This is a genomic window from Rhodoluna sp., assembly GCF_036721215.1.
GTDB lineage: Bacteria > Actinomycetota > Actinomycetes > Actinomycetales > Microbacteriaceae > Rhodoluna.
The window spans coordinates 174,156-185,348 of record NZ_DAIMLM010000002.1; the positions used below are offsets into that span (position 1 = coordinate 174,156).

The 11,193-nt window shown below is 50.4% G+C and carries 10 protein-coding genes and 1 pseudogene; 3 read left to right on the plus strand and 8 right to left on the minus strand.

Annotated features, from left to right (window positions below; translation table 11 throughout):
• Positions 1-52 precede the first annotated feature (52 nt).
• The 3 genes from AC9UCN_RS04145 to lipB are packed head-to-tail and all read right to left on the minus strand — an operon-like array spanning position 53 to position 2,407.
• On the minus strand, positions 53-754 hold the full coding sequence (locus AC9UCN_RS04145) for a DUF4191 domain-containing protein (protein WP_509524030.1): 702 nt from the start codon (positions 752-754) through the stop codon (positions 53-55).
• Positions 755-767: 13 nt separating this feature from the next.
• Entirely contained in the window at positions 768-1,775 is a 1,008-nt protein-coding gene (gene lipA, locus AC9UCN_RS04150) for a lipoyl synthase (RefSeq protein WP_509524033.1), read from the minus strand.
• The gene (gene lipB / locus AC9UCN_RS04155) at positions 1,772-2,407 is read right to left on the minus strand and encodes a lipoyl(octanoyl) transferase LipB (protein ID WP_509524035.1); all 636 of its coding nucleotides are present in this window, start codon (positions 2,405-2,407) and stop codon (positions 1,772-1,774) included. Before lipB ends, lipA begins: the two co-directional genes overlap by 4 nt.
• Positions 2,408-2,482: 75 nt before the next feature.
• Here lipB and AC9UCN_RS04160 point away from each other — a divergent pair, with 75 nt between their 5' ends.
• Entirely contained in the window at positions 2,483-3,223 is a 741-nt protein-coding gene (locus AC9UCN_RS04160; RefSeq protein WP_509524038.1) for a hypothetical protein, read from the plus strand.
• On the opposite strand, the gene AC9UCN_RS04165 is transcribed toward AC9UCN_RS04160, so the two are convergent.
• Genes AC9UCN_RS04165 through AC9UCN_RS04175 form a run of 3 tightly spaced genes read right to left on the minus strand, consistent with a single transcriptional unit; the run spans position 3,224 to position 7,569 of the window.
• Positions 3,224-4,624, minus strand: a complete 1,401-nt coding sequence (locus AC9UCN_RS04165) for a 2-oxo acid dehydrogenase subunit E2 (RefSeq protein WP_509524041.1) — start codon at positions 4,622-4,624, stop codon at positions 3,224-3,226.
• 31 nt (positions 4,625-4,655) lie between these two features.
• Entirely contained in the window at positions 4,656-6,035 is a 1,380-nt protein-coding gene (lpdA, locus tag AC9UCN_RS04170; protein WP_509524043.1) for a dihydrolipoyl dehydrogenase, read from the minus strand.
• A 58-nt stretch (positions 6,036-6,093) separates the two neighbouring features.
• A complete protein-coding gene (locus AC9UCN_RS04175; protein WP_509524045.1) occupies positions 6,094-7,569 on the minus strand; it encodes a leucyl aminopeptidase in 1,476 nt (491 codons plus the stop codon).
• A gap of 30 nt (positions 7,570-7,599) precedes the next feature.
• On the opposite strand from AC9UCN_RS04175, the gene AC9UCN_RS04180 reads away from it, so the two are divergent.
• Positions 7,600-8,520, plus strand: a complete 921-nt coding sequence (locus tag AC9UCN_RS04180) for a proteasome assembly chaperone family protein (protein ID WP_509524048.1) — start codon at positions 7,600-7,602, stop codon at positions 8,518-8,520.
• Here the strand turns inward: AC9UCN_RS04180 and AC9UCN_RS04185 are convergent.
• On the minus strand, positions 8,509-9,348 hold the full coding sequence (locus AC9UCN_RS04185; RefSeq protein WP_509524051.1) for an SDR family NAD(P)-dependent oxidoreductase: 840 nt from the start codon (positions 9,346-9,348) through the stop codon (positions 8,509-8,511). The two genes, AC9UCN_RS04180 and AC9UCN_RS04185, sit on opposite strands and share 12 nt — an antisense overlap.
• Before the next feature lie 181 nt (positions 9,349-9,529).
• Between AC9UCN_RS04185 and AC9UCN_RS04190 the strand changes: the two are divergent.
• A pseudogene (locus tag AC9UCN_RS04190) lies at positions 9,530-10,939 on the plus strand (RNA polymerase sigma factor); the annotation flags it as partial.
• A 34-nt stretch (positions 10,940-10,973) separates the two neighbouring features.
• On the opposite strand, the gene AC9UCN_RS04195 reads toward AC9UCN_RS04190, so the two are convergent.
• Positions 10,974-11,186, minus strand: coding sequence for a DUF7455 domain-containing protein (locus tag AC9UCN_RS04195; RefSeq protein WP_509524053.1), 213 nt, complete (start codon positions 11,184-11,186; stop codon positions 10,974-10,976).
• Between the last annotated feature and the right edge of the window lie 7 nt (positions 11,187-11,193).

Consider the following 11,193-nt stretch of genomic DNA (forward strand, 5'->3'; position numbering starts at 1 on the left):
TAGCTAGCTAGATGTTTCAAGCTGTTTTAGGAATGTTTCGGGAATGTAAAATCTACATTCTCCGGCCGGCGCGCATCCGGTTAGGGTCAATGCCCTTCGGGATCGGTATGTTCAGCCCAAGGCCCGCTAGCCGCTTGTTGACAACAGAGATTTCTGCTCGGCTGAGGGTCCTTTTGAGCTTGTAGATGGCCTTGGTCAAGGCATGCAGCGGAACTGAACCTGGTTGGTCATTCACCGAAAGCACTGACACGGTTACTCCAGGAATAGCCCTTGAGACCTTGCGTTTTTCGTCTTCGACTATCTGCCTCAGGCGCGCTGAGCTTCCTTCGCCGATTAGAACAACGCCAGCTCGGCCAACAGCTCGATAGACAGCGTCGCGGGATTTAGGGTCTACTGCAACTGGCATATCACTTGTCGAGTAGCCGCGCTTTAGAGTCGCAGTAAGTACGGCAGCCACCGCGCCCGGTTGGCCAGAGATTCTCATGAACGCAGCGCGTTCGGCTCTTCTGGAGAGCACACCGAGGGCCAAAAGAATTGAGAACAGCACGGTCGATACCGACCAGAGGAATATCGAGAGCGGGGAGTCCATAAAGAACAGCAGGATAACTACGATTCCAGCCGCCATTGGTCCAACAAAGGAAAGTATTCCAAGTGGAACAAAGTTCTTATCAGCCTTGGCGGTTAACTTATAGACCTGCCAAAGTTGCTTGATTCTGCCTGGCTCTTTTTTAACCTTTGGCTTTTTCTCTGCCATCATTTCCTTCTTGTTATGCAACAGCCTGCGAGAAGCCATCTCTTGCTGCAGCTTCTGCTAGGTGTTGGAGATTCTCTGGCACTGGAAGCCCCTTTTTGTTCATCGATTGAGCCCACAGTCTGCCCGCACGATAAGAAGACCTGACCAGTGGCCCGCTGAGCACTCCCAAGAAGCCAAGCTGCTCCGCTTCATTCTTGAGCTCAACAAACTCCTGCGGCTTGACCCAGCGTGAAACTGGATGGTGCTTTGGAGTTGGTCGCAAATACTGGGTAATAGTCAAGATGTCAGTTCCTGCATCATGCAAATCTTTCATTGCTTGGGAGATCTCTTCAATGGTTTCGCCCATCCCCAGTATCAAGTTTGACTTTGTTACGAGGCCATATTCTCTTGCCTGAGTGATTACATCAAGCGACCTCTCGTAACTGAAGGCTGGGCGAATCTCCTTGAAAATGCGTGGAACTGTTTCTACGTTATGAGCGAAGACCTCTGGCTTAGCGTCAAAAACTTTCTTTAGTAAAAGTGGTTTACCTGAGAAGTCAGGAACTAAAATCTCAACACCGGTGCCCGGAGACTTCTTGTGTATTTGCTTGATGGTCTCGGCGTAGAGCCAAGCACCCTCATCTGGAAGATCATCTCTTGCAACTCCGGTGACGGTCGCATAGCGAAGCTGCATTTGCTTTACCGAAACGGCAACACGGCGTGGCTCATCAGGATCGAATGCCACTGGCTTGCCAGTGTCGATCTGACAAAAATCGCAACGCCTGGTGCACTGCGAGCCACCAATCAAGAAAGTCGCTTCGCGATCTTCCCAGCACTCGTAGATGTTTGGGCAACCAGCTTCTTGGCAAACAGTGTTTAGATTCTCAGCTTTAACAAGTTTTTGCATGGCCTGATACTCAGGACCCATTTTTGCAACTGTTCTAATCCACTCAGGCTTGCGCTCAATGGGAATGGCCGAGTTTCGAGCCTCGATTCGAAGCATCTTTTTGGCAGGCTTTTCGCCCTGGTCGATCTGGCTCATAGGACAACTTTAGCAATGTCGGTCAGGCGCAGCTTTACTCGCTCAGCAGCCATAGCCGGAGTGACCAAAGTGCCAGTCAGTTCAGTAATCGAGCTGGTCCCAGCATCATCAATTCCACAAGCCACGATGTGATCATAGGCATCAAGTGAATTGGAGCAATTCAAAGCAAAGCCATGCATGGCTACCCGCTCGGAGACCCTGATGCCAATAGCCGCAACTTTCAAGTGGGTGTCACCAGTTGGAGCCCAAACTCCCGAGCGGCCTACCACGCGCTCAGTGGCTAATCCAAAATCGCTACAGACGTCAATTAGCACTTGCTCGAGAAAGCGAACGTAACCCACAACGTCAAAAGGCTCTGGAAGTCTCATAATCGGGTAGCCAACCAATTGGCCAGGGCCATGCCAGGTGAGCTTTCCTCCACGGTCAACCTCGATGACCTCGGTGCCATCATCTGGTCGTTCGGAGTCTTCAGTTCTTTTGCCCGCTGTGTATACGCTGCTGTGCTCTAGCAAAATGACAGTGTCGGGCCTTGACTTGGCGACCACTTCCTTGTGAACCTCGCGCTGCAACCGGAGACCTTCGTTATAAGCGACAAAGTCAGGTTCAAATCCTGCAACTAGAAAATCGGGCACTTCATAAGTCTAAGAGTTATCCCAAACCTTGAATCAAGCTCTCACTTCTTTGCCCGCTCAAACTAGCGTTTAGGGATGCGAGCCGTGGTAGCAAGAAAACTGACAGCGTCGGGATACTCAACAGGCAAGAAGCTAAAGCTTGCAGGCGTTGAGGCCATCTGTGTCCAGGAACCAATCGGGCACTCGATGTTGCTTGTTTCAAATGTTTTCTATGGACCAAGTTGGGCTCAAATATACAAATCAGTTGAGCATCTCAATCCGAGCCCAAGCCTGATAACTCTTGGAAAAACTCCTGCTGTACTAATAGCAGACACAGCTAGCAACAGAGAGCTAATCGGGAGCCTTTTTGAACGAGCAAACACTTCGCGGAGTAAGCAAGTGCATCTAGATGGGGTCGGCTTTGTTGAGCTTGAGAACAAAGCAAAACCAGAATTGAAACTTTTCGCTTTACCTCTGATTTCTATCATTTTGGTAGTTGTCCTCGGGCTCTTCTGGAGTAGCAGCCAGCAGCAAAGCCAGCAGCTAAACGAGGGCACAGAGGTAATTACAGTTGCGGACTCTTGCATTGTTGATGCGAACAAGTCTGAGTTTGAGCGTTGGCTTGGTGAGTCTTTAGAGAAACAGCCAGCACTTAGTGCGGGACAAGAGATTCAAATGAACACTGGACTTGGTGAGATGACTGTTCTTGTTGAGAGCGTCATCGGTTCAGCAGCCAAAGTATCAGGTGTGGCGGAATGTAGCGATGGAAGAAAACGCGCGATAAACCATCGAGTGGACACTTCTGGTTCCGGTGTGGTTTTGGAGCTGGGGCAGTAGTTAGATTCCTAGGTTTGCCTGGAAGTTTGCAGACTCAAGTCTTGCCTTCACATCTACCAAGAACCTGGAAGCATCGGCACCATCAATTAGACGGTGATCGTAGCTAAGGGCTAGATAAACCATCGAACGAATAGCGATTGATTCTTGGCCATCAGCAGTTGTGATTGCAACTGGCCTTCTCTGAACAATTCCGGTTCCCAAAATTGCAACCTGTGGCAAGAACACAACAGGAGTGTCAAATAGTGCTCCACGTGAACCAGTGTTAGTCAAGGTGAAGGTGCCACCCATCATTTCATCTGGCTTTAGTTTGTTTTCGCGGGTTCTTGAGGCAAGGTCTGCGATCTGAACCGCAATTTGAGCGAGGTTCAAGCTCGCAGCGTCCCTGATTACCGGAGTTAGCAAACCACGCTCAGTGTCTACCGCGAAGCTAATGTTCTCGGTCGGGTGGTAGTTGATCATCTCGCCCTCAATAGAAGCGTTGAGCTTCGGGTGAGATCTAAGAGCTTCGGCTGCAGCTAGGAAGAAAAACGGCATGAAGTTCAGCTTGGTACCGGTTGCCGCCTGGAAAGCTGGCTGGACCGCCTTGCGCATTTCGGCAATTCTTGAAACATCAACCTCAACAACAGTTGTTAGTTGGGCCGAGGAAACCATGGAGGCAACCGCGCGTTCCGCGAGAACTTTTCTCAGTCTTGACATTGGCTCGGAAGTTCCGCGCTGCGCACTAACTGGTGATGGAACGTGAGCGGCAGAAGGCACAGACATCGCTTGTGATGTTCCGGCTGTTGCCGACAAAACATCTTCCTTGCGAATTCTTCCACCTACACCGGTGCCAACTACTCGAGTTAGATCCACTCCGGAATCTTGGGCGAGTTTACGAACAAGAGGAGTTACGTAACCCGCGTCCATCGATGCAGCGGCTGCGGGTACGGCAACCGGTGCAACAGGAGCTACTGGTGCAACAGGAACTACCGGGGAAACTGGAGCCGCTGGTGTGTAAATCATTGGGGTGGAAACCGGAGCTACAACTGGGGGAGCAACGGGTGCAGGTTGCGCAACCGGAGGTGCAACTGGGGGAGCAACGGGTGCCGGCGGCGCAACCGGAGGTGCTACCGGTGCTTGCGCTACTGGCTCTGCTGCAACCGGTGCAGCTGGCGCGGCACCGGATCCGCCGGAGATGATTACAAGAACTGCGCCAACTCGCACTGTTTCGTCTTCTTGGACCAAGATTTGCTCGATAACTCCAGCAACAGGGGAAGGGATCTCGGTGTCCACCTTATCGGTTGATACCTCTACTAGGGGTTCGTCAACAGCTACGCTGTCTCCAACTTTTTTAAGCCATCTAGTTACTGTGCCTTCGGTTACTGACTCACCGAGGGCTGGTAGCACTACTGATTCGCTCATTTTCTAAACTCCTTGTGGGTATTTTCTAATTCTAGGCGTGGGCGTGCAGCGGCTTACCGGCAAGGGCTAGGTGAGCCTCGCCGATAGCCTCGTTCATGGTTGGGTGAGCGTGAACCAAGCTGGCAACATCCTCAGGATATGCTTCCCAGTTCACAATTAGCTGCGCTTCACCAATTTGCTCTCCAACTCGAGAACCGATCATATGAACACCAACAACTGGTCCGTTGTTTTGGCGAACGAGCTTGATAAATCCAGCGGTTCCAAGGATGTTTGACTTTCCGTTTCCAGCGAGGTTGTACTCGTAAGTTGAAACGTTCTCGGCACCAAACTTTGCTTTTGCTTTTGCTTCAGATAGTCCAACGGAGGCAATCTCAGGCTCGCAGTAAGTGACCTTTGGGATGCCGTCTTCATCGATAACGGCTGGCGCTAATCCTGCGATATCTTCAGCGATGAAGATGCCCTGCTGGAATCCACGGTGAGCTAGCTGTACGCCAGGAACAATGTCTCCTGCTGCGTATACCCCTGGAAGGTTTGTTTGTAGGCGCTCGTTAGTGATGACCCAACCACGATCCAGCTTCAGACCCTGCTCTTCGTAACCCAACCCTGCGGTGTGTGGTCCACGACCAACAGCAACGAGCATTAGTTCTGCTTCGACGCGAGTTCCGTCTTCCAGAACTGCGGTAACAGAAGTGTCGGTTTGCTCAACACCTGAGAAGCGAACGCCAAGTTTGTAGTCAATGCCACGCTTGCGATAAGCGCGCTCAAGAGCCTTGGAAATTGACTCTTCTTCGTTTGGAACAAGATGAGGTAGGCCTTCGATAATTGTTACTTCAGCACCGAATGAGCGCCAGATAGATGCGAATTCCACACCGATTACTCCTCCGCCAAGAACGATGACGCTTTTTGGCACGAAGTTGAGCTTCAGTGCGTGGTCAGAGGTAATGACTCGACCACCAATGTCTAGTCCCGGCAAGGTCTTTGAGTATGAGCCGGTTGCTAGAACAAGATTCACTCCCGTGTAGGTATCACCGTTCACGGTGACAGTTTTTGGGCCGGTTAGTCGACCTTCACCGGAAACCATAGTGATGTTCTTACCGGCACCAACTAATCCAGTAAGTCCCTTGAAAAGTTTGTCGACAATTGAGTCGCGGTAGGCATTGACTTTTGGCATGTCAATTGATCCGAAGGTGGCGTTTATGCCAAAGGAGGCAGCTTCTCGGGTGTTGTCCGCGATCTCTGCTGAGTGAAGCAGGGCCTTGGTTGGAATACAACCGCGGTGTAAGCAGGTTCCGCCAAGCTTGTCCTTTTCGATTAGAGCTACGGTCTTGCCTAGCTGCGCTGAGCGAAGAGCGGCTGCGTAACCGCCACTTCCACCGCCAAGGATTACAACATCGAATGAGTTATCAGACAAGGCGAATTCTCCTAGTTGTTGGATTCTTATGGGGACCAGAAGAGTTTACTACTGTTGCCTAGTTGGCCAGGTCACGCGCCAGCTGGACCAGAGTTCTCACAGTTACCCCAGTAGCACCTTTGGGTGTGTGGCCGTAGGCAGCAAAGTCGTTGTTGGCGGGACCTGCAATATCAAGGTGGGCCCAGGCTGGCTTCTTAGCCTGATCGGCGCCAACAAACTCCCTCAGAAACAGACCACCGATAAGCATTCCACCGGCTCTATTTCCGATCTTGACGTTTGCGATGTCGGCAATGTCGGAATCAAGAAGCGGTCTTAGCTCTTCGGGAAGTGGCATATGCCACACTAGTTCACCAACCGACTCGGAGGCTTTTTCTACCTTCTTTACTGCTGCTTCGTCTCCCATTAAACCGGCATACCTATTACCTAAAGCGATGGTGGCAGCTCCGGTTAGGGTCGCCACGTCAATCAGGTAATCAGGAGACTCCTCAACGGCCATAGACAAACCATCGGCGAGAACTAAGCGGCCTTCGGCATCGGTGTTTAGAACCTCAACGGTTTTTCCGTTTCGGATCTTGATGATGTCGTTTGGCCTTGTTGCTGTGCCCGAAGGCATGTTCTCTGCAAGGCAAAGCCAAGCGGTGGCTTTTACCTTTATACCTAGAGTTGCAATCGCAACCAGCGCTTGCATAACTGCTGCCGCACCAGTCATGTCGTATTTCATGCCAACCATAGACTCGGCGGGTTTTAGAGAAAGACCCCCGGTATCAAAAGTGATTCCCTTGCCAACTAGGGCAAGAGATACTTTGGCACCAGCAGGCTTGTATTCCAACTTCACAAGACGCGGGGGCCTAGAAGAACCCTTGCCAACGGCATGGATTCCTCCAAGACCTGCGGCGACAAGATCCTTTTCTTCCCAGACCTTTATTTTTATCGGAAGATTCTTGGAAGCCTTTTTTGCGTGCTGGGTCATGACCTCCGGGTATAGATCATTGGCTGGCTGATTGACAAGGTCACGACATGCATGCACCGCTGAAACAACAGTTTCAACCGAGGACAATTCCGCAGGCTTCGGCTTTGATTTGGAGACGATAGTTACCTTTGCAAGGCTGCGCTTTACCGGCTTTGACTTGTAGTTCTGAAAATCGTAGTTGCCAAGCAAGAAGCCTTCAAAAACAGCCAAGGTTTCAGACGCTGATTTCAGCGGAACATCGATAACCACGTGCTCAGCTGCGCCGAGCTCGCGCGCTGCGACGCCGCCGATGAACCTGAAAGAGTCAAGGTCTTTCGAAGGGCCTAACCCAATCAAAAGCACGACGCTCGAACTTGGCCCTGAAACCTTTGTGGTTTTGCCTAGCGCCGCACTTACTCCAAGGGATTCCAAGTTGATGGATGCCAAGAATTTGGCATCAAGGCTGGAGTGGGTAAGAGCTGACTTTGCTCCATCTGCTTTTACACCTATTACATAGGCGGTTGCTTTAGTGGCTGCTGGAGAAGTTTCGCTGATGGCGTGCTTAAGTTTTGTCATGTTGACCATGATAATCGAGCCAGTGCTTAGGATTGAATCATGTCATCCGAGCCCATCTATCACTTCGAGCCTGATCACCAAGAGATTCCTGCTGGCCTGCACCTGATTGCTGGCTTAACTGGGTTCACTGATGCCGGTGGAGTGCTGAATCAGTTTTCCGAGCATATTTTTGCAAATCTAGATTCTGTTCAGGTTTTGCACTTTGATAACGACGAGTTGCTGGATTACAGATCCAGGCGACCGGTGATGTTCTTCGAGAAAGACCACATCGAAGATTACGAGCCAGCAAGTTTGGCGCTTTATCTAGTGCATGACGAAGTGAACCAGCCCTTTTTGTTCCTGCATGGCTATGAACCAGATTTTCGCTGGGATGCATTCACCGACGCGGTTTTGAGGCTCATCAAGCGCCTGCAGGTAAAAGATGTCACTTGGCTTCACTCAATTCCGTTCCCAATTCCGCACACTAGAGAAACCGGTGTTACGGTTTCTGGAAACCGGATGGACATTGTCAACCAGCTTTCCGAGTGGAAGCCCCAAACTCAGGTTCCTGGCAACGTCTTGCATCTTCTAGAGTTCAAGGTAGCCAAAACTGGGCTGCCGATTGTTGGTTACGTATTACTCTGCCCGCACTACTTGGCCGACAACGACTTCCCGCAAGCCGCAGTTTCTGCTTTTGAGCTAGTTGCGTCTTCAACCGGGCTGGTCTTTCCAACTGATGACCTTCGAGACGACGGCACAGAGTTTCTGACCAAACTAAACGATCAGATTTCAGAGAACGCCGAGCTGCAGAAAATGATTGCAACTTTGGAGCAGGGTTACCAAAACGAAGTGACTGGCCCGTCAAGAGCTCCTATTAGAAAACCTGCAGTAAAGTTACCAAATGCGGAAGAAATCGCCGCCGAGCTAGAGGGTTACCTTGCCTCAAGGCAAAGAAACAAGCCCGACGAATCAAACGATTAGTTTTTTACCGGATAGATTCTCAAGAATTTTCCAATTCTCACCGAGCTCGTTAGGTGTTAGCCTCGCTGGAATTTTTGCGGAGGCCGAATCTCCCCACAGCTCCAGATATTTTGGACCAAGGTAAGAAGCGCCTGGGATCTCATTGTTAGTAGCAGCCTCAACAATCGGTCTCGCACCTGCTTTTGCCGATTGGGCAAGAAATGACTCAAAGAATCTAGTCGTCTTTGGCCCATAGGGTTCTGCACTTGCAAAACCTGGGTGAGCAGCCAACGACGAAAAACTGCCTGAGCCTAGAAGGTTCTCGAGCTCTAGCGCGAAGGCAAGGTTTGCAAGTTTGCTTGCGCTGTAGCTCATCCCAGCTTGGTAGCTCTGCTTGGAACCAGCGGGTCCAAGTTTGCTAGGTGCGAATCGAGCAATTATCGATGCAACGGACACGATTCGAGAAATTCCTGCACGATGTTTTAGTAGATCCATCGTGAGAGCAAAGTGACCTACCGCGTTTACGCCGTAGTGGTATTCGACTCCGAAATCTGTTTCGGCGTAGTTAGAAAGTATCTTGGCTCCGGCATTGTTTACCAGCACATCCCAGGTGCCATAGTTGGCGCGATAGGCAGAAACAAACTTGTTGATTGATTCCATTGATGCCAGATCAAGCTCCATCATTGAAACCTTGGACATTGGGTTGGCACTAGTGATTCTTGAAACCGCCGCATTACCTTTGAGAGTGCTTCGACTCGTGATTAGCACCTCGAAACCCTTGGAGGCTAGGGCAACTGCGGTTTCGAATCCAAGCCCAGTATTGGCCCCTGTGACTATCGCTAATGGCATGTATCCAAGGCTAGATCAGGAATAGTTGAAGCCAAACCAGGGTTCTAGATCTTCCAAGGTGCCGTGTACAAGAACTGCTGTAAATAGGTGCCATAATTGAAGAAGACCCAGTCGTCGAAGCAACTTTTCGACTTGACATGGGTCTTAGTAATTCCCGAAATCAAGGCATCATCGAGAGGTTACATTGGCAAAGGCGACAGTAGCTACAAAGAAGGCTTCCCCCAAAGCCTCCTTGAAGGCCGACCCGAAGATCAAAAAAGCTGCCGGCGCAACCAAGGCAGATCCCAAGAGCTCGAAGCCCAAGACTTCTTTGAAGACGGCTTCCGCAAAAAATCCCAAGCCTGCTAAACCTGCCTCAAAGAAAGCTACGAAGTCTGCCGCGGTGAAGCCAGCGGCAAAGTCTAAAGCGAGTTCTAAGGGACCGGCAGTAAAGGCTAAGAAAACTGATTTAAAAACCAAGCCTGCAAAGTCCAAAATATCCGACCTTCCCGAAGATGAGTTAGACGATGTTGATGTCGACGTCCTGGAGTCTGTGGAGGACATAGTCGCGGACGTAGCAGAAGCGGTTGATATTACTGCGGTCGAAATTGACTTAGCAGTTGAAGAAGTCGAAGAAGTAGTTGTTCCAGGTGGCGGATTTGTTCTAAAAAACAACGAAGACGATGACATTCCGGCTCAGACAACAACCATTACGGGTGCAACAGCCGACCCAGTTAAGGACTACCTAAAGCAAATCGGTAAAGTTGCTCTTCTAAATGCCGAACTTGAGGTTGAGCTCGCAAAAAGAATTGAAGCTGGATTGTTTGCCGAAGAGAAGCTCGCTGGGAAACGTCAGCTTTCTAAAGATCTAGAGCGCGATCTGCGTTGGGTAGTAAAAGACGGACAGAAAGCAAAGAGCCATCTTTTGGAAGCAAACCTAAGACTCGTTGTTTCGCTAGCGAAGCGTTACACCGGTCGCGGAATGCAATTTTTGGATTTGATTCAAGAAGGAAATCTCGGACTTATCCGTGCTGTGGAGAAGTTCGATTACACCAAGGGTTACAAGTTCTCTACCTATGCAACTTGGTGGATTCGCCAGGCAATTACTAGGGCCATGGCGGACCAGGCAAGAACGATTCGTATCCCGGTTCACATGGTTGAAGTTATTAACAAGCTAGCCAGAGTGCAAAGGCAGCTGCTTCAAGATCTTGGACGCGAACCAACCCCAGAAGAGCTAGCTAGAGAGCTAGACATGACACCTGAAAAGGTCGTCGAGGTTCAAAAGTATGGGCGCGAACCTATTTCCCTTTCCACACCACTGGGTGAAGATGGCGACAGCGAGTTTGGCGACTTGATTGAAGACACTGAAGCCGTGGTTCCAGCCGATGCGGTTGGCTTCACAATGCTGCAGCGCGAGCTGGAACGAATTCTTGGTTCATTGCACCCGCGCGAGGCTGGGGTTATAAAGAGCAGGTTTGGTTTGGGCGACGGAGTTCAAAAGACTCTAGATCAAATTGGTGAAGAGTTTGGTGTGACCCGTGAGCGCATTAGGCAAATTGAGTCTAAAACAATGTCCAAGTTGAGGCACCCTTCTAGATCGCAGATGCTTCGAGACTATTTGGAGCAGTAGCTCAAGTCTTTAGAAATTACTTGCTAAGCAGTTTGGCGGTTTCGTCTAGCCAGCCTTTTGCAATTGGCTCTAGCTTCGCCTTGTTGGCGTTTCCGTGATGGGCACAAAATAGCAGCTCACCAGTAGCCAGTGACGCACGAATGTAGGCCTGAGCTCCGCAGGCGTCGCAGCGGTCAGCCGCACTTAGCACTTCACTTGGGTTCTGATCCTGTGTTTCTAATGGCTGCATATGTTTT

Bases quoted from the DNA above. Each gene is read 5' to 3' on its own strand.
- AC9UCN_RS04145 (WP_509524030.1), bottom strand. From the start codon at position 754: ATGGCAGAGAAAAAGCCAAAGGTTAAAAAAGAGCCAGGCAGAATCAAG.
- lipA (WP_509524033.1), bottom strand. From the start codon at position 1,775: ATGAGCCAGATCGACCAGGGCGAAAAGCCTGCCAAAAAGATGCTTCGA.
- AC9UCN_RS04160 (WP_509524038.1), top strand. From the start codon at position 2,483: ATGCGAGCCGTGGTAGCAAGAAAACTGACAGCGTCGGGATACTCAACA.
- AC9UCN_RS04165 (WP_509524041.1), bottom strand. From the start codon at position 4,624: ATGAGCGAATCAGTAGTGCTACCAGCCCTCGGTGAGTCAGTAACCGAA.
- AC9UCN_RS04175 (WP_509524045.1), bottom strand. From the start codon at position 7,569: ATGGTCAACATGACAAAACTTAAGCACGCCATCAGCGAAACTTCTCCA.
- AC9UCN_RS04180 (WP_509524048.1), top strand. From the start codon at position 7,600: ATGTCATCCGAGCCCATCTATCACTTCGAGCCTGATCACCAAGAGATT.
- AC9UCN_RS04185 (WP_509524051.1), bottom strand. From the start codon at position 9,348: ATGCCATTAGCGATAGTCACAGGGGCCAATACTGGGCTTGGATTCGAA.
- AC9UCN_RS04195 (WP_509524053.1), bottom strand. From the start codon at position 11,186: ATGCAGCCATTAGAAACACAGGATCAGAACCCAAGTGAAGTGCTAAGT.